Source organism: Kocuria sp. KD4 (genome assembly GCF_011769905.1).
Classification (GTDB): Bacteria; Actinomycetota; Actinomycetes; order Actinomycetales; family Micrococcaceae; genus Kocuria; species Kocuria marina.
Genome location: NZ_CP050449.1, coordinates 1,314,446 through 1,338,580, shown reverse-complemented (window position 1 = coordinate 1,338,580; position 24,135 = coordinate 1,314,446). Strand labels below are relative to the sequence as shown.

At 68.7% G+C, this 24,135-nt stretch carries 24 protein-coding genes, 4 tRNA genes and 1 riboswitch; of the genes, 5 read left to right on the top strand and 23 right to left on the bottom strand.

Annotated features, from left to right (window positions below; genetic code table 11):
- Nucleotides 1-50: 50 nt before the first annotated feature.
- Nucleotides 51-226: riboswitch (FMN riboswitch) on the bottom strand.
- A gap of 57 nt (nt 227-283) precedes the next feature.
- On the bottom strand, nt 284-724 hold the full coding sequence (locus tag HBK84_RS06155) for an arsenate reductase ArsC (RefSeq protein ID WP_167318447.1): 441 nt from the start codon (nt 722-724) through the stop codon (nt 284-286).
- Nucleotides 721-1,854, bottom strand: coding sequence for an ACR3 family arsenite efflux transporter (gene arsB, locus HBK84_RS06150; protein WP_144996568.1), 1,134 nt, complete (start codon nt 1,852-1,854; stop codon nt 721-723). Before arsB ends, HBK84_RS06155 begins: the two co-directional genes overlap by 4 nt.
- Before the next feature lie 55 nt (nt 1,855-1,909).
- Between arsB and HBK84_RS06145 the strand changes: the two genes are divergently transcribed.
- Nucleotides 1,910-2,266 (top strand): helix-turn-helix transcriptional regulator, encoded by a 357-nt coding sequence (locus HBK84_RS06145; protein WP_131332855.1) that lies wholly within the window; start codon nt 1,910-1,912, stop codon nt 2,264-2,266.
- Nucleotides 2,267-2,312: 46 nt separating this feature from the next.
- On the opposite strand, the gene rpe is transcribed toward HBK84_RS06145, so the two are convergent.
- The 6 genes from rpe to HBK84_RS06115 form a co-directional block, all read right to left on the bottom strand.
- On the bottom strand, nt 2,313-2,978 hold the full coding sequence (rpe, locus tag HBK84_RS06140) for a ribulose-phosphate 3-epimerase (RefSeq protein WP_064846815.1): 666 nt from the start codon (nt 2,976-2,978) through the stop codon (nt 2,313-2,315).
- A gap of 44 nt (nt 2,979-3,022) precedes the next feature.
- Nucleotides 3,023-4,720, bottom strand: a complete 1,698-nt coding sequence (locus HBK84_RS06135) for an RsmB/NOP family class I SAM-dependent RNA methyltransferase (RefSeq protein ID WP_167318446.1) — start codon at nt 4,718-4,720, stop codon at nt 3,023-3,025.
- Nucleotides 4,717-5,667, bottom strand: a complete 951-nt coding sequence (locus tag HBK84_RS06130; RefSeq protein WP_167318445.1) for a methionyl-tRNA formyltransferase — start codon at nt 5,665-5,667, stop codon at nt 4,717-4,719. The genes HBK84_RS06135 and HBK84_RS06130 overlap by 4 nt, the downstream gene beginning before the upstream one ends.
- Nucleotides 5,664-6,323 (bottom strand): peptide deformylase, encoded by a 660-nt coding sequence (gene def / locus HBK84_RS06125; protein ID WP_144930959.1) that lies wholly within the window; start codon nt 6,321-6,323, stop codon nt 5,664-5,666. Before def ends, HBK84_RS06130 begins: the two co-directional genes overlap by 4 nt.
- 45 nt (nt 6,324-6,368) lie before the next feature.
- On the bottom strand, nt 6,369-7,289 hold the full coding sequence (locus HBK84_RS06120) for a cytochrome (RefSeq protein WP_167318444.1): 921 nt from the start codon (nt 7,287-7,289) through the stop codon (nt 6,369-6,371).
- Between the two features lie 179 nt (nt 7,290-7,468).
- A tRNA-Val gene (locus HBK84_RS06115) sits at nt 7,469-7,540 on the bottom strand.
- Nucleotides 7,541-7,783: 243 nt separating this feature from the next.
- Here HBK84_RS06115 and HBK84_RS06110 point away from each other — a divergent pair.
- The 3 genes from HBK84_RS06110 to HBK84_RS06100 all read left to right on the top strand — a co-directional run bounded on the left by HBK84_RS06110 (nt 7,784) and on the right by HBK84_RS06100 (nt 8,088).
- Nucleotides 7,784-7,856, top strand: a tRNA-Gly gene (locus HBK84_RS06110).
- Between the two features lie 57 nt (nt 7,857-7,913).
- Nucleotides 7,914-7,984: transfer RNA gene (locus tag HBK84_RS06105), tRNA-Cys, on the top strand.
- Nucleotides 7,985-8,013: 29 nt separating this feature from the next.
- Nucleotides 8,014-8,088: transfer RNA gene (locus HBK84_RS06100), tRNA-Val, on the top strand.
- A gap of 112 nt (nt 8,089-8,200) precedes the next feature.
- Here HBK84_RS06100 and HBK84_RS06095 read toward each other — a convergent pair.
- From HBK84_RS06095 to HBK84_RS06040, 12 genes are all read right to left on the bottom strand, one after another.
- The gene (locus tag HBK84_RS06095) at nt 8,201-8,782 is read right to left on the bottom strand and encodes a MerR family transcriptional regulator (RefSeq protein ID WP_240919138.1); all 582 of its coding nucleotides are present in this window, start codon (nt 8,780-8,782) and stop codon (nt 8,201-8,203) included.
- 22 nt (nt 8,783-8,804) lie between these two features.
- A complete protein-coding gene (locus HBK84_RS06090) occupies nt 8,805-9,776 on the bottom strand; it encodes an ornithine cyclodeaminase family protein (RefSeq protein WP_167318443.1) in 972 nt (323 codons plus the stop codon).
- A gap of 186 nt (nt 9,777-9,962) precedes the next feature.
- Complete coding sequence (gene nrdE, locus HBK84_RS06085) at nt 9,963-12,122, bottom strand: class 1b ribonucleoside-diphosphate reductase subunit alpha (protein WP_167318442.1); 2,160 nt, start codon at nt 12,120-12,122, stop codon at nt 9,963-9,965.
- Nucleotides 12,119-12,613, bottom strand: coding sequence for a class Ib ribonucleoside-diphosphate reductase assembly flavoprotein NrdI (gene nrdI, locus HBK84_RS06080; protein ID WP_064846809.1), 495 nt, complete (start codon nt 12,611-12,613; stop codon nt 12,119-12,121). Before nrdI ends, nrdE begins: the two co-directional genes overlap by 4 nt.
- A gap of 127 nt (nt 12,614-12,740) precedes the next feature.
- A complete protein-coding gene (gene nrdH, locus HBK84_RS06075) occupies nt 12,741-12,977 on the bottom strand; it encodes a glutaredoxin-like protein NrdH (protein ID WP_035962144.1) in 237 nt (78 codons plus the stop codon).
- A 295-nt stretch (nt 12,978-13,272) separates the two neighbouring features.
- Nucleotides 13,273-14,130 carry an NAD(P)H-binding protein gene (locus HBK84_RS06070; protein WP_167318441.1) on the bottom strand — a complete coding sequence of 286 codons (858 nt, stop codon included), beginning with the start codon at nt 14,128-14,130 and terminating at the stop codon, nt 13,273-13,275.
- Between the two features lie 89 nt (nt 14,131-14,219).
- On the bottom strand, nt 14,220-15,290 hold the full coding sequence (locus HBK84_RS06065; RefSeq protein WP_064846806.1) for an App1 family protein: 1,071 nt from the start codon (nt 15,288-15,290) through the stop codon (nt 14,220-14,222).
- Between the two features lie 178 nt (nt 15,291-15,468).
- Nucleotides 15,469-16,683 (bottom strand): metallophosphoesterase family protein, encoded by a 1,215-nt coding sequence (locus HBK84_RS06060; RefSeq protein WP_167318440.1) that lies wholly within the window; start codon nt 16,681-16,683, stop codon nt 15,469-15,471.
- 173 nt (nt 16,684-16,856) lie between these two features.
- Nucleotides 16,857-20,510, bottom strand: a complete 3,654-nt coding sequence (locus tag HBK84_RS06055) for a DNA polymerase III subunit alpha (protein WP_167319150.1) — start codon at nt 20,508-20,510, stop codon at nt 16,857-16,859.
- 102 nt (nt 20,511-20,612) lie between these two features.
- Entirely contained in the window at nt 20,613-21,023 is a 411-nt protein-coding gene (locus HBK84_RS06050) for a hypothetical protein (protein ID WP_167318439.1), read from the bottom strand.
- Between the two features lie 363 nt (nt 21,024-21,386).
- Complete coding sequence (locus HBK84_RS12655; protein ID WP_206069201.1) at nt 21,387-21,530, bottom strand: hypothetical protein; 144 nt, start codon at nt 21,528-21,530, stop codon at nt 21,387-21,389.
- Nucleotides 21,509-21,937, bottom strand: a complete 429-nt coding sequence (locus HBK84_RS06040) for an MFS transporter (protein ID WP_206069200.1) — start codon at nt 21,935-21,937, stop codon at nt 21,509-21,511. The genes HBK84_RS12655 and HBK84_RS06040 overlap by 22 nt, the downstream gene beginning before the upstream one ends.
- Before the next feature lie 263 nt (nt 21,938-22,200).
- Here HBK84_RS06040 and HBK84_RS06035 point away from each other — a divergent pair, with 263 nt between their 5' ends.
- Nucleotides 22,201-22,536, top strand: coding sequence for a putative quinol monooxygenase (locus tag HBK84_RS06035; RefSeq protein WP_206051984.1), 336 nt, complete (start codon nt 22,201-22,203; stop codon nt 22,534-22,536).
- Between the two features lie 13 nt (nt 22,537-22,549).
- Here HBK84_RS06035 and HBK84_RS06030 read toward each other — a convergent pair whose 3' ends face one another.
- Genes HBK84_RS06030 through HBK84_RS13130 form a run of 3 tightly spaced genes read right to left on the bottom strand, consistent with a single transcriptional unit; the run spans nt 22,550 to nt 24,018 of the window.
- Nucleotides 22,550-23,104, bottom strand: coding sequence for an SDR family NAD(P)-dependent oxidoreductase (locus HBK84_RS06030; protein WP_167318438.1), 555 nt, complete (start codon nt 23,102-23,104; stop codon nt 22,550-22,552).
- 33 nt (nt 23,105-23,137) lie between these two features.
- Complete coding sequence (locus HBK84_RS06025; protein WP_240919121.1) at nt 23,138-23,644, bottom strand: acyl-CoA dehydrogenase family protein; 507 nt, start codon at nt 23,642-23,644, stop codon at nt 23,138-23,140.
- Between the two features lie 2 nt (nt 23,645-23,646).
- Nucleotides 23,647-24,018, bottom strand: a complete 372-nt coding sequence (locus tag HBK84_RS13130; RefSeq protein ID WP_370520622.1) for an enoyl-CoA hydratase-related protein — start codon at nt 24,016-24,018, stop codon at nt 23,647-23,649.
- Nucleotides 24,019-24,135: the final 117 nt, after the last annotated feature.

Sequence of the window (24,135 nt, the reverse complement as noted above, 5' to 3'; positions counted from 1 at the left end):
GACGGACCGCGATCGCGTGCGACCGCGCACGGTCAGGACGCCGTGACGCTCACGTGTGCCTACCATCCAGACTGTACTGTCGGTACCGGATTTCCACCGGTTCGGCCGATCCCTCCGTGCGCATCCCCGGTGGTTCCCACGGGAACCTGCTCGGTGCTGTGCACGGTGTTCACGGTTCGCGGACTGTCACCGCCGGTTCGGAATTGCACCGACCCCGGAACACGTTGCTGCGCTCATTATGCCACGCGGCCTCACCATGCCCGTGATCGGGGGCACCGGGCGGTCACGTCCTGGTTTTCTGGCCGTTCTCACGGCCCTGCAGATCCGAGAGCAGTCCGGTGACGCGGGCCTTGATGTCGTCGCGGATCCTGCGCACGTCCGCGAGGGGCTGACCGGCCGGGTCGTCGAGGTCCCAGTCCTCGTAGCGCTTGCCCGGAAACACGGGGCAGGCGTCCCCACAGCCCATGGTGATGACGACGTCGGAGGCCCTGACCTGCTCCGTCCGCAGGATCGTGGGCACGGCTGCGGTGATATCGATGCCCTCCTCAGCCATTGCCTCCACGGCCACCGGGTTCAGGCTCTCTGCCGGTTCGGACCCGGCCGAACGGACATCGATGCTCCCGCCTGACATCGCGGCCAGGTAGCCCGCCGCCATCTGGGAGCGGCCCGCGTTGTGGACGCAGATGAAGAGCACGGTCGGTTTCGTGGGTGATGGTGCGCTCATGATGCGGTCTCCCGGGTTCGGTGGGTGGGGACGGAGGGATCGTTCGGGAACACGCGCGGGCCGGCCCACAGGGCCACGTAGACCAGGCCGATCAGGACGGGCACTTCGATCAACGGCCCCACGACGCCGGCCAGTGCCTGCCCGGAGGTGACGCCGAAGGTGCTGATGGCCACGGCGATCGCCAGTTCGAAGTTGTTGCCCGACGCGGTGAAAGCCACCGTGGCCGACTTGCCGTAGTCGAGCCCCACCGCTTTCGAGGCGAAGAGGCCGATGACGAACATCAGAGCGAAGTACACGAGCAACGGCAGCGCGATCCTGACCACGTCGAGGGGCTGTGAGGTGATGGCGTCCCCCTGGAGCGCGAAGAGCATCACGATGGTGAACAGGAGGCCGTACAGGGCCCACGGGCCGATCGCGGGGAGGAACTTCTCCTCGTACCAGTCCCGGCCCTTCGCCCGTTCACCCAGGACGCGGGTGAGGAAGCCTGCGAGCAGCGGGATGCCGAGGAACACCAGGACGGATCCTACGATCGCCCCCACGGAGAATTCGGCCGTGGTGGTGGGCAGCCCCAGCCACGACGGCAGGACCTGGAGGTAGAACCACCCAAGAGCGCCGAAGGCTACGACCTGGAAGACGGAGTTGATGGCCACGAGCACGGCCGCACTCTCCCGGTCGCCGCATGCGAGGTCGTTCCAGATCAGGACCATGGCGATGCACCGGGCCAGGCCCACGATGATCAACCCGGTGCGGTACTCGGGCAGATCGGGCAGGAACACCCAGGCGAGCACGAACATCAACGCCGGTCCCACGACCCAGTTGAGCACGAGCGACAGGCCCAGCAATCGCTTGTCGCCGGTCACGCGGCGGGTCTCGTCGTAGCGCACCTTCGCCAGGACGGGATACATCATCACCAGCAGACCGACTGCGATCGGCAGCGACACCTGTCCGATCGTCATGGCTTCCAAGGCCGTGTTCAGCCCCGGCACCAGCCGGCCCAGCAGCAGGCCCACGCCCATGGCCAGCAGGATCCAGGCCGGCAGCCACCGGTCCAGGAACGACATGCTCTGCCTCACCGGTGCGGAGGCGATGGTGGTACTCACGGGCGGCGAGCTCCTCGTATCGACGGTCATCTATGAGACACACGCTACGAGGTCATATAGATGTCCGTCAATGTAAAATCTCGGTATGAAAGCACCCGCGCAACGACCCGAGCTGATCGATGAGAAAGCAACCGAGTGCTGCTCGCTCGCCTCCTCGCCGCTCGGGGCCGGCGAGGCCGAGCGCATGACCGCGAAGCTCAAGGCGCTCTCCGACCCGACGCGCCTGCGGTTGCTCTCCCACATCGCCGCGCAGGGCTGCGACACAGTGTGCGCCTGCGACCTGCTGGACGTCCTCGACATCAGCCAGCCCACCGTGAGTCATCACCTCAAGAAGCTGGTGGACGCCGGACTGCTCACACGCGAGCAGCGCGGCAAGTGGGCGCACTACACCGTGGTGCGCGGCGCCTTCACGGAACTGCGTGAACTCCTGGACCTGCGCTGACAGGCAGGGCGTTCTCCGCGGACCCGTCATCGGGGCCCGCATAAATTCAGGCCCGGTGCTCCCGCGCGGTCCTGCGGAGTGCCTCGATCGCGGCGGCGGGGTCGTCCTGGCCGTAGACCGCGGAACCGGCGACGAACGTGTCCGCCCCAGCCTCCGCGGCGCGCACGATGGTCTCCTCCGTGATCCCGCCGTCCACCTGCAGCGCGATCGTGCCCCCGTGGGCCTTGACCGCCGCCGCGGCGCGGCGCAGCTTGGGCAGGGTCACGTCCAGGAACTTCTGGCCGCCGAAGCCGGGTTCCACGGTCATGATGAGCAACATGTCCAGCTCCGGCAGTAGGTCCAGGTACGGCTCGATCGGCGTGGCCGGACGCACCGCGAGTCCCGCTCGGGCACCCGCCGCGCGCAGTTCACGCGCGAGCTTGATCGGCGCCGTGGCGGCTTCCGCGTGGAACGTCACCGACGCGCACCCTGCCTCCGCGTACGCCGGGGCCCACCGGTCCGGGTCCTCGATCATCAGGTGCAGGTCCAGGGGGATCGGGGAGACGGCCTGCAATCGTTCCACGACCGGCAACCCCAGGGTCAGATTGGGGACGAAGTGGTTGTCCATCACGTCCACGTGCGCCGCATCCGCGTTCGAGATGCGCTGGAGTTCCTCCGCGAGCCGGGAGAAGTCCGCGGAGAGGATTGACGGGTGGATGTCACAGCGGGACATGGTTCCTCCTGGGAATAGTTCCGGATCAATGACCGAGCCGCGGCTCACGCGCTCTTGCGCAGCGCGACCATGAACATGGCGTCGGTTCCGTGGACGTGCGGCCACAACTGCACACTCGTACCCCCGCCGGGGACGTCGTGCCCCGCCGCCCGAGCGTCGTCGAGCGCGCCGGGCAGGGCGGCATCCACGGCGAGCTGCGCGGTGTCCAGGACCGACACGTCACCGCGCCGTTCCAGGACGTCCTGGAGCACGTCGTGCGTCTCGGCGGTGTGCGGCGAACACGTGGCGTAGAGCACCACGCCGCCGGGGCGGGTGGCGTCCAGCGCGGCGTCGAGCAGCTCGCGCTGCAGCGGGGCCAGGTTCGCGACGTCCGACGGCGTGCGCCGCCATCGCGCTTCGGGACGACGCCGCAGCGCGCCCAGTCCGGTGCACGGCACGTCCACGAGCACCCGATCGAAACGCGTGTCCTGGCCGGACGGGATCTGCCGGGCATCGCCGGTGCGGACGTGCCACGCCTCGTGGTCCACGGCCGACAGCGCCTGGCTCACGAGGTCACTACGGTGCCCGCTGACCTCGTTGGCCAGCAACGTGGCACCGCGCTCGTGGGCCAATGCCGCGAGCAGCGCCGCCTTGCCGCCGGGTCCGGCGCAGAAGTCTGCCCACGCCCCGCTGTCATCGGCCACGGGCACCTGCGCGAGCACGCGGGCCACGAGCTGGGAACCGGCGTCCTGGACACGCACCGTTCCCTCCCGCGTGCCCGGGACGCGGTGGACGTCTCCCCCGGCGCTGACCGCGCTGTTCGGGACCAGGTCACCGGGTTCGGCGCCTGCTGCGAGTGCGGGCTCGAGCGAGCCGATACCGGGCAGGGCCACGAGGTGCACACGGGGCGCCTCGTTGTCCGCTTCCAACAGGGCCTCGATCTCCGCGGTGTCTCGGCCGTTGGCGCGCAGGGACCGGCGCAACGCGCGGACCTCCCACACCGGGTGGGCGTGGCGGACACCGAGCTGCCGCAGCTCGTCGGTGTGCTCGGCGGCGAGCGCGTCCAGCCATTCGTCGTGGCTGCGCCGGGTCACCTTGCGCAGGACGGCGTTGACGAGTCCCGAGGGTCCCTGCCCGATCTCCCCGCGCACCAGACCCACGGTCGCGTCCAGCGCGGCGTGATCGGGGACGCGCATCGCGAGCAACTGGTGGACACCCAGGCGCAGCGCGTCCAGCACCGCGGGGTCCAACTGGTCCAGCGGGCGGTCCACGCACTTCTCGAGCACGGCGTCCCACGTGCCACTCCACCGCATGGCCCCGTAGGCGAGCTCGGTCGCGAACGCCGCGTCCCGCTTGTCGAGGCGGTTTTCACGGACCAGGCGTGGCAGCACGAGGTTCCCGTAGGCGTCCTCCGAGTTGACCGCGCGCAGGGCCTGATATGCGGTCAGCCGTGCGGGATCGGAGCGCTTGCGGCGCTGCGAGGGCGCCTGCGCGGAGTAGGAGCGCTCGTGCTGGGCCCGGCGGTTGCGCTCGTGGCCCTGGGCGTCGCGACGCGAGCCGTCCCCCGCTCGTCGATCCCTCCCGCCGGCCTCCCGGGGCGAGCGGTCGTCACCGCGGCGCCCACCGGAGTCGCGGGCCGAGCGGTCGTCGCGGCCCCGGCCGCCGGCATCACGGAACGGACGATCGTCACGACGGCGGTTGTTCCCCCCAGACCGGTCGTTGCCGCTACCGGCGTGGCCGCGGTGCTGCTGGTCCCGACTCATCCGAAGGCCACCTGTTCCGTGTTCTGCTTGCCGCGCGCCCAGTCGAGGGCCGCCATGGGTTTCTTGCCATTGGGTTGCACGCGGGTCAGCTCCACGGCGTAGGACCCGGTGCCCACGAAGACCCGCTTCTCCCGCAGCTCCACGTGGCCCGAGGCGATCCCGGTGATCTCCGGGGCGGGGATCACGCGGTCGAGCTTGAAGCGCTGGCCGTCGAGTTCGGTCCACGCACCGGGTTCGGGGGTCACACCGCGCACCCGGTGAGCCACGGCCACGGCGGGATGTGACCAATCGACGCGCCCGTCCTGGGCCGTGAGTTTAGGGGCAGCGGTGGATTCACCGCGTTGCGGCGTGGGGTGCACGCGGCCCGAGGCCACACCGAGCAAGGATTCCGCGAGCAGGGGCGAACCTTCATGTGCGAGCCGATCCAGGACCGAACCGGATGTGTCCTCCGGACGCACCTCGTCCGTGAGGGTGCCCACCACGGGGCCGGTGTCCATGCCGTCGTCCAGGACGAAGGTGGTGGCCCCGACCACGGAGTCCCCGGCCATGAGGGCCCGCTGCACCGGGGCGGCGCCGCGCCACTGGGGCAGGAGGGAGAAATGCAGGTTGATCCACCCGTCCTGGAAGACCTCCAGGGCCGGTCGCGGCAGCAGGGCGCCGTAGGCCACGACCGCCGCGATGCTCGCGCCGGTGTCACGCAGGGTGTCCAGGAGTTCACCCCGGACCCGATTGGCCTTGATCACGGGCAGTCCGAGCTCATCGGCCCGACGACCCACCGCGGACGGGGCCATGACCTTCTTGCGGCCCACAGGGGCGTCCTCACGGGTCAGCACCGCGGTGATCTCGATCCGGGGATCCTGGTGCAGTGCCTCGAGCGGGGGGACGGCGGTCTCCGGAGTTCCCGCGTACAGGATCTTGAGGGGCTGCTGGTTCGTGTCGGGGCTCATCGGGCATCACCCGCCGCGCCGAACGCGGAACCGGCCGTGTGTGCGGCGTCGGATGAGGCTCCCGAGGTGCGGGCCGCACCGAAAGCCGACCCAGCGGCGTCGTGTGCGTCCGGTGTTGAGTGACCCGCGCGCTGCGCCTCGCGTTCGCGCGTGACACGGGCGGTCGTGTCCGTGAACGATTGCGCGCGCAACTGCCGCATGGCGTCCTTACGCTCGTCACCCACGAGACGGTCGACGTAGAGCATGCCGCCCAGGTGATCGTTCTCGTGCTGGAAGCAGCGGGCCAACAGGCCGGTGGCCTCACGGTGCACGGGCTCGCCGTGGCAATCCACCCCGGTGAGGACGGCGTGCTCGGCGCGGGGGGTCTCGTAGGACAGGCCCGGGACCGACAGGCAGCCCTCGCCGCCTTCCTGCGGCTCCTCCCCCATGCTCAGCTGGGGGTTGATCACGTGCCCTTCGTCCCCGTCGATGCCCCACGTGAAGACGCGCAATCCCACGCCCACCTGCGGTGCGGCCAGACCCACACCGCCCACGGCGTACATGGTCTCGAGCATGTCCCGGACGAGGGCAGCCAGGGCGTCGTCGAACTGCGTGACCTCCTGGGCCGGGGTGCGCAGGACGGGGTCACCGATGGTACGAATGCGCAAAATACTCACCGCGGAGTGCACTCCTCATGGGGGTCGTGGGACGGGATGTGCCTGTCAGTCTACGGCGGGGCCCGCGACCGTCTCGGCCGTCACGACCTGCATGCCGCCCGCCACGCGACCCGTGGGGGAGGAATCCAGGGGCGGGGGCGCGATGCTGCGCAGTTGCGCCCCGGCGGTGGCCAATTGGGAATTGCGCGCCCACACCTTGGCCAGGGCGCAGAACTTGTACCAGTGCACGGGGAGGTGCTCGGGCGCGGCCTGCACGGTGAGCGCCTCGGTCTCACCGATCGCCACGGCCATCAAGACCTCCGCGTCCCGGTAGCGCCACGGTTCCCACTCCCCCGCCGTGGCGTCCACGAGGGATTCCTCGGCCTTGAGCCCGGCCACCAACTGGGTCACGACCTTGGGGTCCGGGGCCTTGACCCGCCCGGCGCGGTCGGTCCCGCGGGTCTTGTAGTCGATCAGACACACCTTGCCGCCGATGCGTGCCACGAGATCCAGAGTGCCGGCGTAGCCCACCGTGGAGTTCCATACCGTGATCTCCGCGGCCAGCGGTTCGGGGCGGAACAACTGCCACCATTGGTCCGCACTGTCCGCGAATCGGGTCTCGTGGTGTTCTGCGAGCGTGTCCCGGGCCCGGTCCACCTCGTGGTCGCGGCCCATGGCCCGCAGCGCGAGCTGCTCGCAGTAGTCGTGTACGCGGTCACCGCGCTGCGCCGCGTGGTCCCGGTGCCGCTCCGCCGCCTTGGCCGCGTGGTTCACGAGCGAACGACGACGCCGCGTGTCCCGGAGCGCGTCCGGCAACTGGGGATCCGTGGCCAGGGCCTGCGCTGCGGTGTAGGCGTACCAGCCCCCGAGGTCGTTGGCCTCGCACCCGATGACCGTGGTGATGGAGGGGACCTCGAGGTCCCCGCCCTCACTCCGGGCGTACATCCGGCCGGTGGCGGTCTGCTGGGCCAAGCGGGGTTGAGTCATGGGCTCAGCGTAGGAAGGGGTCCAGACACGGACAACGATCACCGACTCACCCGGGCGGAGCGGGCTCGGACGTCCGTCCAGGAGCCGGACTTCACGCGGTCGGGGCCGGACCGATCGGTCCGATCGGCCTTGGATGCGAAAGAACCCGGCCCCTCCCGGGACCGGGTTCCTTGTTACCGTGCGCGATACTGGGATCGAACCAGTGACCTCTTCGGTGTGAACGAAGCGCGCTACCGCTGCGCCAATCGCGCTTGCAACGTTGAAGACTCTAGAACACTTCGTCCGGGAACGGCAAATTCCCCGGCGTCCGCGATCGATTTGCCCGGACCCGTTCCGGTGGGTAATGTTCTTGCTCGTTGGCAACGCCCCGAAAGCGAAGTCCTCCGATGGCAACACCTCGGATGGACAAGCACGGAAGGGTGTGAAGTCTTGTGATAAAGTTTCCGCTCGGAAGAACGGAGTACTGAGTTCCAGGGCCTCGATCGACCGACAATGCGGACGTAGCTCAGCTGGTAGAGCATCACCTTGCCATGGTGAGGGTCGCGGGTTCGACTCCCGTCGTCCGCTCGCAGTTTTCGACCCTGGTCGAGACCTGAGACCTTGTCCTCCAAGGATCTGGTCCCCGGTGGGGTGGCCGAGTGGTTAGGCAGCGGCCTGCAAAGCCGTCTACGCGGGTTCGAATCCCGTCTCCACCTCGGTGCAACCACCTCGTTCAAGAGATTGAGCGCGATTGGCGCAGCGGTAGCGCGCTTCCCTGACACGGAAGAGGTCACTGGTTCGATCCCAGTATCGCGCACCAGACAAAGGCCCCGGAACACAACGTTCCGGGGCCTTTCGCGTGCCACCGCTGACCTACGACCCGGCGGCGCGCACCAAGTGGGAGACATGGCCCAGGGCCCGCAGCACCCGGGTCAGCCGATCGTAGGAGACCATTCCCCGCACCGCGCGGGCCACGATGACGTCCCAGGACGGCGTCTCCCCCGGTCCACGGGTGAACCAGCGGCCCGCATGCCCTCCAACAACTCACCGAGCGCCCGGGCGATTTCGAGGGCGCCCACGAGGGGCCGCCGCGGATCGTCGATCACGGTGACCAACGCACGGATCTCGGGGATCGTGGCACCGGCCTCCTCCCGCAGTACCCGGATGAGCTGCAGGCGTTCCACGTGACCCTGATCGTAGTCCTGCCGCGTGGCGGTGAGCCTGGTACCGGCGGGCAACAGTCCCTCCCGACGGTAGAACTTGATGCTGGCCGTGGTGGTGTTGCTGACCTCGGCCAGGGCATTAAGCAGAATGACGCAACCCCCTCGGATAGTCGTCGACGCGTCAACAGTCCTGACGGCGCGCTGAATACCACAACCTTCATCCACCCCCACGGCCTGACGTGGCTGCACGAACTCGCCGCGTTCACCCTCTTCTCGGTGGGGTTGGCCATGTGGGGGATCCTGCACGGCGACGTCCGAATGCGCCGGCGGAACATGCTCGTGGGATCCCATGGCCACGACGCCCTCTCCCCCCTCACGCGTTCGGATCGACCACCCCCACGGCCACGACCAGGTCCTGCCAGCTCATGCCCACACACTTGAACACGCGGGGCCGCGTCTCATCAGGGGCCACCGCGCCCGTGACGACGTCCGCGAGGTCCACGAGTGAATCCTCGTGTAATGAACTGTCGGCCACGGCCTGGATCACGTCCCCGGCTTCACGCATGGCGGTGGCCCGGTCCTCCACGACCACCTGGGCGCGACCCATGAGCGCGGAATCGAGCTCGCGGAACTGCGGCTCGTGGGATCCCATGGCCACGACGCACGCGGTGTCCGGCACCAGGGCACCGTCGAAGAGGGGCTCCGCCGCCGACGTCGTGCACACCACTACGTCCGCGTCGCGTACCTCGCTCGCGTCCCCCGATCGGGCCGCAAGACCCAGCGTGCGGGCGTAGTCGACGGCGGCGTCCACCTTGCGCGGAGTCCGGCCGCACACCACGACCTCCGTGAACGAGCGGATCTCGGCGAATGCCGCGATGTGGGCGAGCGCCTGCGGCCCCGTGCCGAACACCACGAGCTTGGTCGCCTCCTTCGGGGCCAGGTAATCGGTGGCCACGGCCGAGATCGCGGGGGTCCGTAAGGTGGTGAGGACGTTGCCTTCCAGCAGAGCTCGAAGACTCAGGGTGGCCGAGTCCATGAGCATGTAGGTGGCCTGGATGCGGGGCAGATCGCGTTCGGGATTCCCGGGCGAGACCGATGCGACCTTGATGCCTGCCCAGTCACCAATGACCGACGGCATCAACAGCAGGTGGCCCTCGCCGGCGGGGACATTGCTGCGCGCGGGGTCATCTTCCGGGCGGAATCCGGAACGCAGCGTGGCTTCGAGAAGCCGACGTGCACGCTCGGCGGGAACCGCCCGCACGATCTGTTCCTCGGTGTACCACGCGGGTGCACCCTGGATTCCTGTCGAGCACTGCTCCTGGGGGGTCGATCCCTCGGTGGTCATGATGCGGTTCCTCCCAGGGATGCGGTGCTCCGGCATTGGCCGATTCACTGTCTCGACTGTTCCGTCAGCATATCCCCGACCAGGACCGGACTTCAGAGAAAAACTCCCGCCCCACCCGGGTAAGAGACCCGGGCGGGGCGGGAGCGGCGTCGTCGCCGACGCGGTGCCGTCAGGAGACGGCGGGGATCACAACATGCAGGAGACGCAGCCCTCGACCTCGGTACCCTCGAGCGCCAGCTGGCGGATGCGCGAGTAGTACATGGTCTTGATGCCCTTCCGCCACGCGTAGATCTGCGCGCGGTTGATGTCGCGCGTGGTGGCGGTGTCCTTGAAGAACAGCGTGAGGGACAGGCCCTGGTCCACGTGCTGGGTCGCGGCGGCGTACGTGTCGATGATTTTCTCGTAGCCGATCTCGTACGCGTCCTGGAAGTACTCCAGGTTCTCGTTGTCCATGAACGGCGCCGGGTAGTACACACGCCCGAGCTTGCCCTCCTTGCGGATCTCGATCCGCGAGGCGATCGGGTGGATCGAGGACGTGGAGTTGTTGATGTACGAGATGGACCCCGTGGGCGGGACCGCTTGCAGGTTCTGGTTGTACATCCCGTCCGCCATGACCTTCTCGCGCAGCTCACGCCAGTCGTTCGCGGTGGGCAGGGCGATGCCCGCCCGCTCGAACAGCTCGGCGACGCGCGGCGTGGCGGGCTCCCACACGCCGTCAACGTACTTGTCGAAGAACGTGCCGCTCGCGTAGGCCGACTTCTCGAAGCCCACGAAGGACTCGCCGCGCTCCTTGGCGATCAGGTTGGACGCGCGGATCGCGTGGTAGGTCACCGCGTAGAAATACATGTTGGTGAAGTCCACGCCCTCGGTCGAACCGTAGTGGATGTGCTCCTTGGCGAGGTACCCGTGCAGGTTCATCTGCCCCAGGCCCACCGCGTGGGACATCTCGTTGCCGCGCCGGATGGAGGGCACCGAGTCGATGTTGGACATGTCCGAGACCGCCGTGAGACCGCGGATCGCGATTTCGATGCTCGCGCCGAAGTCCTGGGACTCCATGGCCATGGCGATGTTCATGGACCCCAGGTTGCACGAGATGTCCTTGCCCACCTGCGCGTACGTGAGGTCCTCGTTGTACACGGAGGGCTCGGAGACCTGGAGGATCTCGGAGCACAGGTTGGACATGATGATCTTGCCGTCGATGGGGTTGGCGCGGTTCACCGTGTCCTCGAACATGATGTACGGGTACCCGGACTCGAACTGCACCTCCGCCACGGTCTGGAAGAACTCGCGGGCGTTGATCTTCTTCTTGGCGATGCGGGAGTCGTTCACCATCTCGTGGTACTTCTCGCTCACGTTGACGTCCGCGAACGGCACGCCGTAGATCCTCTCCACGTCGTACGGGGAGAACAGGTACATGTCCTGGTCCTTCTTGGCCAGCTCGAACGTGATGTCCGGGATGACCACACCCAGCGAGAGGGTCTTGATGCGAATCTTCTCGTCCGCGTTCTCGCGCTTGGTGTCCAGGAAGTTGAGGATGTCCGGGTGGTGGGCGTTCAAGTACACCGCGCCGGCGCCCTGGCGGGCACCCAGCTGATTGGCGTAGGAGAAGGAGTCCTCGAGCAGCTTCATCACGGGGATGACACCGGAGGACTGATTCTCGATCATCTTGATGGGCGCACCGGACTCGCGCAGGTTGGTCAGCGCGAACGCCACGCCACCGCCGCGCTTGGACAGCTGCAGCGCGGAGTTGATGTTGCGCCCGATCGACTCCATGTTGTCCTCGAAGCGCACCAGGAAGCACGAGACGAGCTCGCCGCGCTGCTTCTTGCCCGCGTTGAGGAACGTGGGCGTGGCCGGCTGGAACCGCCCGGAGATGATCTCCGCCACGAGCCGCTGCGCGAGGGCCTCGTTCCCGTCCGCGAGGTACAGGGACACCATGACCACGCGGTCCTCGAACCGTTCCAGGTAACGCTGACCATCGAAGGTCTTGAGCGTGTATGACGTGTAGAACTTGAACGCGCCCAGGAAGGTCTGGAACCGGAACTTGTAGCCGTAGGCCTGCTTGGACAGCGCCTTCACGAACTCGAAGCTGTACTTCTCGAGCACCTCGGCCTCGTAGTACTGGTGGTCCACGAGGTACTTGAGCTTCTCCTCGAGGTCGTGGAAGAACACGGTGTTCTTGTTCACGTGCTGCAGGAAGTACTGTCGCGCGGCCTGGCGGTCGGCCTCGAACTGGATCTTGCCGTCCGCGTCGTAGAGGTTCAACAGCGCGTTGAGCTCGTGGTAGCCCAGCCCGCGGTACTTCTCGGGGCAGGTGGGATCCTCGTGACCGGGTTCGACGCTCACGCCCGGGGTTGCATGGATGCTTGCCAAAACTTGTCCAATCCTTGGGTAACCTTCTCGACGTCCTCGTCGGTTCCCATGAGCTCGAACTTGTAGAGCAGGGGAACCTGACACTTAGCTGCGACCTTCTCCGCGGCGACGCAGAACAGGGGGCCGAAGTTGGTGTTGCCCGCGCCGAGCACCCCCAATAGGTGCGCGCGCGAGACGGGATCGTTGAGAAACTTCACGACTTGCGGTGGGACCGATCCCGCTCCCCCGGGACGCCCGTAACTGGGCACTGCCAGCACGTAGGGTTCGTCAATGCGGGGAGCGGTTTCGGTGGTCTTCAGGGGCAACCGGACGGACCGCACCGGGAGTTTGGTGACGAACCTGTCCGTGTTGCGCGTCACGGAGGAGAAGTACACCACTAGGGGTGCATCATCCCCCGCGACGACTGGTGTGCGATGGAGTTCCCGCTCCTTCGCCTGGGCGAGAACCGTGGCGAGAGCACTCATGCCGGGTCACTTCGATTCTGGGGGGTCGTACCAATTCGTGTGATTCCGGGGGCGGGCTGGCGGTGAGGTTCGGGGCCACTCGCCCGGGTGGTGCCGGGCCGCCCGCGGCGGCCCGTCCGTTTCCGGCTCAGGCGGAGCGCAGCAGGGCCAGCGAGTTGATCTTGTCCGGGCGGAAGCCGGACCAGTGCTCGGTGGCGGTCTCCACGACGGGGACCTGCTGGTATCCCAGGCCCACCACGTGCTCGTAGGCGGCGGTGTCCTCGGTGACGTCCACGACGGTGTAGTCGATGCCCTTCTTGGTGAGAGCACGGTAGGTGGCGTTGCACTGGACGCACGACGGCTTGGAATACACGGTGACAGACATAGCCCATTCTCCTTGCGGGAAGTACCAATTTTCGGGCGCTTCCGGGGCCGTTCGGCTCTGGATCCGGGTGGTGCGCCAGGTGGTTGAAGATCTACGTCAATACTACATCTAGTGTCGTGTGCCGGAACAGGACCCAACATGATGTGGTCGTGTGATCCACAGGGGGATGTCGTCTTTTCCCCGGGTTGTCCACAGGGACCGCGTCCGGGAGCCCTGAGAACACGCGGTTCTCGCGGGGCCCATGTGGACAAGACGGGCGGGGGAAGTCACGAAAAATTTTTTTGCACAGCGTGTCTCACGCGCCGCGCAGCACGTCCTCAAGGGAGCGGGGCGCGTGCCCGGTGAGCATCTGGACGTCGTTCGTGACGCGCGAGAGCTCCCCCGAGGCGATCGCCGTGTACGTGGAGAGCCAGCCCTCCATCTGCCACGGCTCGGGGTTGTAGCCAGCGCGGGACGCCCGGGCCTGCTCCAGGGTCTCGGGCTCGTAGCGGTGGTCCTGCCCCGTCACACGGGTCACGATCCGCGCCATCTCGTCCAGGGTGAGCGCACTGGGACCGGTCAGGGTGTAGGCCGCGCGCTCGTGCCCTCGCGGATCCAGCAGCACCGCGAGCGCGGCGTCGACGACGTCGGCGCGGGCCACCGCCGCGACCCGCCCGTCCCCGGCGGGCCCGCGCAGGACGCGGTCGGCGCTGGCGAAGTCCGGGAAGACGTCCAGGTAGAAATTGTCCCGCAGGAAGGTGTACTCGAGACCGGCGCGCTCGATGGCCTGCTCCGTGGCGTAGTGGGTGCGGGCGAACGTGAAGGTCGCGTCCGGTGCGGGTGCCGCGAAGGACGTGTAGACCACCCGGCGCACGCCCGCGCGGGACAGCGCCTCGACCATGGCCAGTTGCTGTTGCTTGCGATCCGCCGATTCGGACGCGGATACCAGGAACACAGTGTCCAGTCCCGCCATCGACTCCGCGGCCCCGTCCGGGTCGGCGAAGTCCATGGTGGCGGCGTCGAGCAGGCCGTTCGCTACGGCCACGTGGGACGCGACCCGGTGCGGGGAACGCACGAGCAGCCGGTGGGCGACCCCGCGTTCTTCGAGCCGGCGCGAGACGGCCCCGCCGATGCGTCCTGTGGCGCCGGTGATACCGAGGGTCGTGTGTGCCATGGTTCCTGCGTTCGGGGGTGCATCCGACAATGTGCTCGGGGCGGGTCGACGGGCGCCCGGATCGGGGCGCCCCCGTGGCCCGCGCGGGTTCAGAGCAACCCGGCGTCCTTCAGCTGATCCGAGATGGAGGCGCCGTCGTTGGCCTCGATCCACAGCGTGCCTTCCGGAACGGTCACGTGATGGCCCTCCGAGGCGCGAGTGCCCGCGGCCAGGACGGCCTCGGTGGGTGAGAGGTTGCGGATCACAATGGCGGCCACCGAGTCCGGGTGACGCTGCGCGAAGCCCGAGTAGATCTGCGGATCGTGCTGACCGTCGTCGCCGATCAGGATCCACCGCACGTGGGGGAAGTTGCGCGCCAGACGCTGCAGGTTCTGCACCTTGTGCTGGGAACCAGACCGGAACCAGCGCTCCGTGGTGGGCCCCCAGTCGGTGAGCAGCAGCGCTCCGGCGGGGTACGCGTTGCGCGTGAGGAACCGACGCAGGGTGGGCGCCACGTTCCACGCCCCCGTGGAGAGATAGAGGAAGGGTGCGTGCGGATGGCTGCGGCGCAGCCGGTCCATCATGGTGGACATCCCCGGCGTGGGGATGCGCGCGTGCTCGTTGGCCACGAACGAGTTCCAGGCCGCGAGCATGGGGCGGGGCAGGGCGGTGACCATCACGGTGTCGTCCACGTCGCACACGACCCCCACGTGCTGCTCGTCCGAGACCACGGTGACCTTGGCCTCCGTGACCTCCGAGCCCTCGGCCTGCATGTAAATGGTGTGCACCCCGGGGGTCATGGAGACCTTGAGGTCCACGTCGATCACGCCGCCCTTGTCCGCCACGAGGTGGAACTCGTGCTCGCCCAACCACACGTTGACGTGGGCGAACGCGAAGGGCACGGACGTGAAGGAACGCCACCCGCGGATCGACTCCGCGGCGTCGTCGGTGTCCTCGATCAGCAAGCCCGTCTTGAGGAGCACGCGCCCCAGGGCCCGCACGTAGCGGGGGCTGCCGTAGCCGTCGAAGGCGAGCATGGTGGGGATGTCCCCGCGCTGCACGGCCCGTCCCTGACGCCATCGCTGCAGCTTCTGGTCGAAGCGGTACGCGATGTTGATCGCCTCTTCCGTGACCTGGTCCACGGTCTGCAGCAGATCTCCTCCGCCACTGTTTTTCGCCATGCCTCACAGTTTTGCACAGCACTCCCGGCCCACGACGTCGCGGCGTACCGTGCCGCGGACGACGGCGCGCGGCGTCGTGGAGCGGGGCCGCGCCGTCGAACCCCTGACAGGGCTGCGGGCAGGGCGTCGGGCCCCGGGCGCGAGGACGGACCCGGGGCCCAGTCCCGGTGCCCGCGGCTCAGCCGCGCACGTAGCGCGGGAAGCGCTCGGGGTGGTCGATGGGCTGGGTCTCGGGGCTCATGGCGATCCCGAGGTCCTTGGCGAAGACCAGGCGCGTGCGGGTGTAGACGCGCTTGGTGCGCTCGTCGAGCTCGAACACGCGGGCACCGCGCAGGGTGTGCTCGTCACGGGTGCCGTCGTTGAGCCCGTAGGTCCCGAAACCCGCGCCGGGGCCGTAGCCCAGTTCGACCCCGAAGTAGTTGCCCATGTAGGTGTTGATGTGGTCGTGGCCGCAGTACAGGCCCAGGACGTCCCCGCGTTCCAGGACCGCGGCGTAGATCCCCGAGTTGACCATGCCCGTGTAGACGTTCTCGTGCTTCTCCCCCACGATCCCGTGACGCTTCACGGCGGCCGCGTGCCCGGATTCGTCCGAAGTGAACTGCTGACCGAACCACATGTGGTGGTGCTCCCACGTGGGGATGTGGAAGTACATGAGCCCCGGGATCTTCTTCCCATAACGGCGCTCGGTCTCCACCGAGAGGTCGTTGTACCAGCGGATCTGCTGGGGACGGATCCAGTCGTAGCCCATGAGACCCTCACGGTCCTGCCCGCCGGGGCGTTCCTCCGCGTACCGGCCGGAGTCCAGCAACCACACGGCGAACGCGGGGGCGTGGCCGCGGGACCCGCGGATCAACAGCTGGGCATTGGACGAGCCGAAGACCTTCTGGTCGTCCCCGGGGTTGAGGTTGTGCTTGTACTGGCGCACGAACTCGACCAACTGCGGTTCACGCATCCCGGTGCCGTGCTCCTCGGCGGAGTCCTCGTCGTGGTTGCCGAATGTCACCGCCCACTTGATGCCCCGGGACTCCATGGGCAGCACCACGTTGTTCACGGCCTGCTTGACCTCGCGGTCGGTGCGCGGGGAACCGTCGATCACGTCCCCGTTGATCAGCACGAACTGGGGCTTCTCCCGGTCCAGCACCTTGTTCATGAGCTCGATGGTGCGCCGGTCGGTGCGCGGGCCGTCCTGGGTGTCGTTGAACTGGACGATCTTGAACCTGCCGTTGCGCCCGAAGGAGAGGGGCATCCGACTGTGACCGTGGCCGTGCTGGGTCACAAGCGCCGGTGCCGCGTGGGCGGTCGACGGCGCGGCGGCGAGCACACCGGCGGCCGCGATGGCGCTGCCTCCGGTGATCAGGTTCCGGCGCGAGGGACGTGAGGTGTTCTCGGTCATGTGGTGCTCCTGGTGCGAAGGGTTCCGACCGCTGCGGGCGGAGGGGGTCCGGCTACTACGGGCGGTGAGCATCCGACCGCGACGGGCGGTGGGTGAGTCACACGCTAGGGTCACCGCGTTACGGCCACGTGGCGCCCCGGTGTCCCGTGGGGCACGAGCCGCGCGCCGGTTATTCACCTTCTGACCTGGGGTTTCACCTCCGTTCTGGTGCGGGGGTGCGCACCGGCGACGGCGCTGTCCCCCTGGGGAGCGCGGCCCCGGGAGGCACCGGGCCGTTCGGGGCCGTGGCTGCGGCGTCGTCCGGGGCCCTCGGCGGACTCCGGTCGCGGCGGACGGGACGGTGTGGGCCGCGAACCCAGCAGGGACCGGGGATCCGGGAGGGTCTCCGGGCGGGAGAGGTCCCACGCCTGGGCCGCCTGGATCCCGATCCCCCGCGGGCCCGTGCGGCGCGTGTGGCCGTGGACCAACAGCAGCGTGGGGGCGAACAGTACCTCACCGGAGGCGGCCTGGGCCTCGTCGAAGAACGTGCAATCCACGGCCCCGGAGCCGTCGTCCAAGGAGATGAAGACCACGCGTTTGCCGCTGCGCATGGGCGGGGTCATGGTGGAGACCCGCACGCCAGCTACGAACACCTCGGTGCCGTTGCGCAACCCCAACAGGTCCTCGGCGCGGGTGGCCCCGTAGGAACGCATGAGCTCACCGTGCGAGTCCATGAGGTGGGCGCTGACCTCGATGCGCATGGTGTCCATCTCCGCTTTGACCCGCTCCCCCGTGCTCGGTTCAGGCAGCCGCGCCGGAAGGGCGGCCAGGTCCACGTCCCCGAGGGGCAGGGCCAGCTGCCCCTCCCCGGGCTGCACACGGGCCGAGGTCCCGCGCCCGGTCGCGGGCCGATCCGCCTGTTCCCGCAGGAAGTGGACCATGTCCGTGTGGGAGGCCCGCGTCTCGGCGCGGTGCAACAGGGAGTCCAGGGCGCCCGCCTCCGCGAGCCGTTGCAGCGTGCGCCGGGTGGGCCGGGCGCGCACCCGCAGTTCGGCGAGGGTGCTGTAGGGCTGGGCGGCCACGAGACGTTCGATCTCCGCGGCGCTGATCCCCGTGATGGAACCCAGGGACATGCGGATCCCCCACGCACCGTCCTGGGTGTGGGGGATCCCCCGGTCCAGGTCCCCCGAGACCACGGTCCCTGGCCGCGGCGTGACCGACTCCACCCGGTGGTGGTCCGTGCTGCGGTTGACGTCCGGGCCCAGCACGGGGATCCCCATGCGGCGGGCCTCCCCCACGAGCAGGCGGGCGGGGTACATCCCGGGGTCATGTTCCCATACCCCGGCCATGAACGCCTCCGGGTGATGGGTCTTCAACCACGCCGACTGATAGGTGGGCACCGCGAAGGCCACCGCGTGGGCCTTGCAGAAACCGAAACTGCCGAACGCGTGCAGGATCCCCCACACCGTGTCGATCACGTCCGGGGCGTAGCCGCGAGCGCGGGCGCCGTCGCGGAAAGCGGTTTCCACGGGCTCCTCCGAGGCAGAGCCGAGCAGTCGCCGCCAGATGTCCGCGCGGGCCAGACCACACCCGGTCATCCGGTCCATGATGCGCATGATCTGTTCGTGGTAGACGGCCACCCCGCGGGTCTCGGCGAGGATCTCCTGGAGGTCCGGGTGGGGGTAGGTGGGCGTGGACCAGCCGTGGCGGGCGTTGAGGTAGGGCCGGACCATGGCGGCCTGCATGGGCCCGGGGCGGAACAGGGAGATGTCCACGACGAGGTCGTTGAACTCCTCCGGTCCCATGGTCCCGATCAGTTCCCGCTGCCCGGGGGACTCGATCTGGAAGCACCCCAGGGTGTGGGTGGAGCTGATCAGCCGGAAGGTGTCGGGGTCGTCCCGGGGCATAGTGTCGAGGCTGGGCGGGGGTTCGTGGGGTCGCAACCGGGTGATCTCCTCCACGGCGTGGGCCAGGGTGGACTGCATGCGCACGCCCAGGATGTCGAGTTTGATCAGCCCCATGGGGTCCATGTCGTGCTTGTCGTACTGGGACATGGGCAGCCCGATCCCGCTGGCCTGCACGGGGGTGCGCTGCAACAGGGTGGTGTCGGAGAGGATCACCCCGCACGGATGCATGGAGATGTGCCGGGGTAGTCGGTCGAGACGTTCGGTGAGGTCCACGAGCAGGTCCAACTGCCGGTTGTTGCGCAGCCGCTGCGCGAGCGGGGCGAGTTCGGGCCGGCGTGCGATCTCCTCCCGCAGGGTGCCCCCGGGCACGCGCCACAACTGGGTGGCCACGTGGTCCACCTCCTGGGCCTCGAGCCCCAGTGCCAGTCCGGCGTCCCGCACGGCCCCGCGGGAGCGGTAGGCGTTCTGCATGCTCATGAGCGTGACGCGGCGGGGGCCGAAGCGTTCGAAGATCCGGTGGTAGACGGCGTGGCGTTGCGCGCTCTCCATGTCGATGTCGATGTCCGGCAGGCTGGGGCGCAGCGGGGAGAGGAAGCGCTCGAAGACGAGGTCGTACTCGAGCGGATCCGCCGGTGAGATCCCCAACAGGTGGACCACCAGGGACGAGACCCCGGAACCGCGGGCGGCGTGACGCACACCCATGCCGCTCATCAGTTCCGAGACCTCCCCCACGGTCAGGAAGTACCCGGCGAAGCCGAGCTGGGCGATCACCGCGAGTTCCCGTTCCAACCGTCCGCGCAGGGACTCCCGGTTGAGTCCGGGCACGGTGCGGTCCCAGTCCTCGCCGGCATGCAACCGGGCGAGTCCCGCGTAGCAACGCTGGGCCAGTTCCCGGTCCGGGTCACCGCTCACCCCGATCACCGAGGCCTCCGGAATCACCGGACGGTCCACCCCGAGATCCCCCTCCGGATCCAGACGGCAGCGCTGGGCCAGGTGGTGGGTGTCCGCGAGCAGCGCGCCGTGTCCCGCCTGACCGTGGTCCGCGGCGAGGGCGATCTCCCGGGCCAGCAGACTCATCTCGTCACCGTCCTTGAGCCAGCCCTGCCCGTTGGGTTGCAGCACACCGCGATCCGCCCCGGCCAGTTCGTCGAGGGACATCAATGTCCGGGCGGCGTCCAGGACGTCCGCGGTCACGGCCTGCCCCGGGTGGGCGTAGCGCACGGCGTTGCTGAGCACCACGGGCAGCTGCGCCTGCCGCCCGATCTGGAACATCCGCACCGCGTGCCCCATGCTCAGGGGTACACCCTGGGGCGCCAGGTGGGTCACCGTCTCCACCACGAGGGTCCCCGCGGGCAGCGCGTGACGCCATCGGTTCAGCGCAGTGCGCGCCGCGTGGTAGTGCCGTCCCACGAGCAGCCGACCCACGTCCGAGTCCGGGCCGAGCAGCACCACGAGCCCGGGATCACCGTGGCGCGCCGCACGATGCACGTGCCGCGCCAACTGCTCCGCGCTGAGTCCGATGGGATGGGCCGCGTGCCGGTCATGAGCCCGGTGGGCGGCGGAGACCACCCGGCACAGGGCCGCGTACCCGGCTCCCCCGTTGCGTCCCGTGGCCAGGACCACCACCCGGCCGATCACCACGGGTGCCGCCGGACGACGTCGCTGTCCGGCCGCCCGATTCTGCCCGGCCACCCGGCCCTGCGCGCCTCCCGCGCCGGCGCGCGGGGTCCGCAGCAGGGCGATGTCCACACCCAGGACGGGAGCGAGACCGTGCGCGCGGCATGCCAGCACGTGTTTGACGGCCCCGTAGAGGCCGTCCCGGTCCGTGCACGCGAGGACCTGTGCTCCCTGGGACGCGGCCGCCCGGGCGAGTTCTTCCGGACGCGCCACACCGTAGTGCGCACTGAAGGCCGAGGCCACGTGAAGATGGGGGAACCACATGCCCATATTCGAAACTTTATTCGAACTTCTGTCAATCGCGGACGGCTCCGCGGGCGACATGAAGTGACACGGAAGGACTCCGCACAGCGACCACGGGCGGTCTCATGCGGCGCTGACACGGAGCACCCGCCACTGATCGGTGAACTGGTTCCGGACCAGCTCGAAGGTGCGTGCGATAACCACCCCGGGCCGGACGACCTGCACCCGCCACCGCTCCTGATCCACCGCGCTCGTGCGGCTCTCACGCGGCACGCGGACCTCCACATCCCACCAATTCCGGCGTTCGTACCAGCGAACGGCGGGCTGCAGGACGCGATGCTCCTCACCGCGGTACGTCACCACACACGGCGTCCCAGTGATGTCACACACCACCGCGAGATCATCGTGGGCGGGGTCCGTGGAGCCGCCCACCAGCCCCGTGGGACACTCTACCGGCATGCCCGCGCCGATCACCGGAACCGTGTCCCACGGGTCCTCGTATTGCCCGGTCTTCGTCATCTCCAGCACCGTCATGATGGCTCACCCTCGCCGATATTCGAAACTTTATTCGACTAATGAGACGGTGCCAAGATCGTCCGACACGCATAAGCGACCGACGCCACAGCGGTGTCGGTCACCGGAGAGATGCCCGCACACGGGCGTGGGTGAGATCTTTGAGAAGGCTGGGCTGACGGTGCTGGCCATGGACACGGACTTCGACCTGATTGCCGCGGTCACAGGCCAGCCGGTGGAAACCCTCACGCTGCGATGACGGAACACGCGTGAGGCGATTATCGGCCCTCCCGGTCGGTGATTCTCTGCGCCGTGACCGGGGAAATACCGCGGGCCCGACGCCCTGGGCGACGCCCCGGACCCGCCGACCATGTCACCGGCGTCTCATGCATACTGCCGCGAGTGCATCAGCAGCACCGCGAGCACGGGGCTGAGGCAGCGCGCCGCCAGTAACAAGGCCGCTCCCCACGTGCTGCCGCCGGCCGCGGAGATCAGTACCGCCGAGGTCAGCGGGCTGAAACCCGCCACGATCGCACCGTTGGTCTCGCGCGCCAACGCGATACCGCTGAAGCGCTCCGCCGTGGGGAACAGGCCGGCCAGGAGCGAGCCCTGGGAGCCGGAGGTGCACGCGCCAGGGCCTGTTCGTACTCGGGGCTCTCCTCGAGCTTGGCCCGGATGAACACCGCGAGCGCGAAGAGCACCACCGACACCAGGAAGGGGATGCGCCAGGCCCACGTGAGCAGAGCGTCGTCGCCCAGGGATGCGGCCCACAGGAAGGCGACGCACGCGAGCACGATGCCGGCGGGCGGCGCGGAGAGCACGAACGAGGTGTAGAGCCCGCGGCGTTTGGGCGACGCCCCGGAGTCCATCCCCGCGAAGAACAGCGGCCGATGCTGAGCCCGGCCGCGGTGCCGTACAACGCGTAGTCGTACCATTCGATAACCGTTCCCGCGATCGCCGCGAAAAGCACCCTGCCAGCGCCGGGGCGCGCTGCCGTGTCCGTCGTCGTCCGCTGGCGCATGAGCTCACACTACGACGCCGCTCGGGCACCGTTCGGACGTTGCACACCCGGACGAAGCGCCCGGAGATGATGCCCTGGAGCAGTTCCGGGGCATGGTGTCCGTGCCCCTTTCGGGAGCGCCGGCATTGTCCGCCAGCACCCCTGTGTTCCACGACACACAGCGGTTAGATTGGCTCCATGACGACATCCGTCGGCACAGCCGACACCACCGCCCTGTTCATGCTCCACGGATGCCTCCGCTCCACCCCCGGGAACGGACACGCGCTCGCGGGCATCTTGGCCGAGAACGACGCCGCCGAGCCCATGCCCGGTTGCCGCCTCTACCTCGTTGCCACCGATCCCGAGGATCCTGATGCCGTGTGGGTCACCGAGGTCTGGGACACCGAGGAGGACCATCAGGCGTCCCTGCAGATCCCGGCCGTCCAGGAGCGGATCCAACGGGCCTTGCCGATCATCGACCGTGAAGGCATGACCAGCCACCGGCTGCAAGCCGTGGCGGGCATCCCGCGCTGACCCGGCGCCACCATCACATCGTCAACCCACCACTCACCGAGATCGCCTGGCCCGTGATGTAGGCCGTCCCCGGGGAGAGCAGGAAGTGGATCGTGGCCGCGACCTCCTCGGGGGTGCCGAGCCTGCGGGCGGGGATGCCCCGCGTCATCCCGGAAAAGACCTTCCCCGTGAGGCCCTGGGCGTCCGCGAGCTCGCGGTACATCGCGGTGTCCGTGGGACCCGGGCACCCGGCGTTGACCGTCATGGCTGCCACGGCGCTCTCGCGCGCCACGGAGCGCACCATGCCCAGCACACCCGCCCGCGCGGCCGACGACACCGCGTCCCCGAACGAGCCCGCCTTGGCACTGTCCGACGACACCACGACCAAGCTCGCCCGCCGACCCGCGGCTCCCGCCGCACGCAGATGCGGCAGGACATGGCGAGCCACAGTGAGCACCCCGAGCAGCTCCACGGTCACGATCTCGCGGGTCCACTCCTCAGTGGCCTCGTGCAGCGGCTCGGCGATGGCCGCTCCGATGCCGGTCACGATCGCCACCCGTGCGGTGGTGTCGGTGGTGTGCTCGTTCATGGGAAATCCTCCTGGTGGTGCTGTCGATCCCGGTCAGGGTGCGTACTCGCGTCCGGCCGATTCGCGGGAAATAATGAGCTCCATGATCTGGGGTGTGCCGTCGGCGATCTGCAGACCCAACACGTCCCGCAGCCTCTGCTCAAGGGGCTTGTCCGAGCGGCAACCGCGCGGCCGCGAGCTGCTTCTCCGCCTCCGCGAGGGGAAGGCCACACTCTGGAACGAGGACAGCGGTTTGTCGACGGCATCCCGGTGCGAGACGTACTCCCACGTCTCGGCCACGGTCTGCTCCGCCGTGCCCACGCACTGCATCCCGATCAGCGCCCGGGAGAAGTCAAATCCCTTCATGACCCGGGTGAATCCCGCGCCCCCGGGGCCGATCAGGTGCTCGCGCGGGACCAGGACGTCCTTGCAGCGCATCAGGCCGCGGCTCACCGCCTTGGTGCCGTTGATGACCCAACCGTCGTCAGTGCGCCGGGCCGTCATCCTCGGGTTGCCGGCGTCCGAGCCCGCGTTGAAGTCACCGCGGGCGATCTCCTCCACGATCAGTACGAACCCACCTTGGGCCCGGACCGACCGAAGCGCGCGGTGCTCGAGGCGATCGTGAGATCGCACGGCACGTGCAGCACGTGCCCGCCACCGATCGCGAGTCCGTTGACCGCCGCGATCACGGGCTTGAGGCCGGCCCTCGGGCGCGACGGCGCTCGGGCGCCACTGCGGCGGCCAGGACCAGGCGGGGCTGGCCCCGGACGTAGGAATCGAACGTGTGCCGCCGCTCGAAGTACCACGACTTCAGCGTCCCACCCGTGAGCCAGCAGGACCAGGTCGTACGCAAGCAGTTCGACGTCCAGCTCCACGAACGCACCGCTGCGCACGGCCTCCTGGATGGCCTCGACCAGGGGTCGGAGCGATTCCACCTCCCGGGACCCGTTCGGTGAGTTCGTCCAGCACCGCACCGGCCGCACGCAGCAGCTGGTTCCGGCGGGCCTCCTTGCGGGCACGACGGGCCGCGCCCTCCGGGGCGAGGGCCGAGG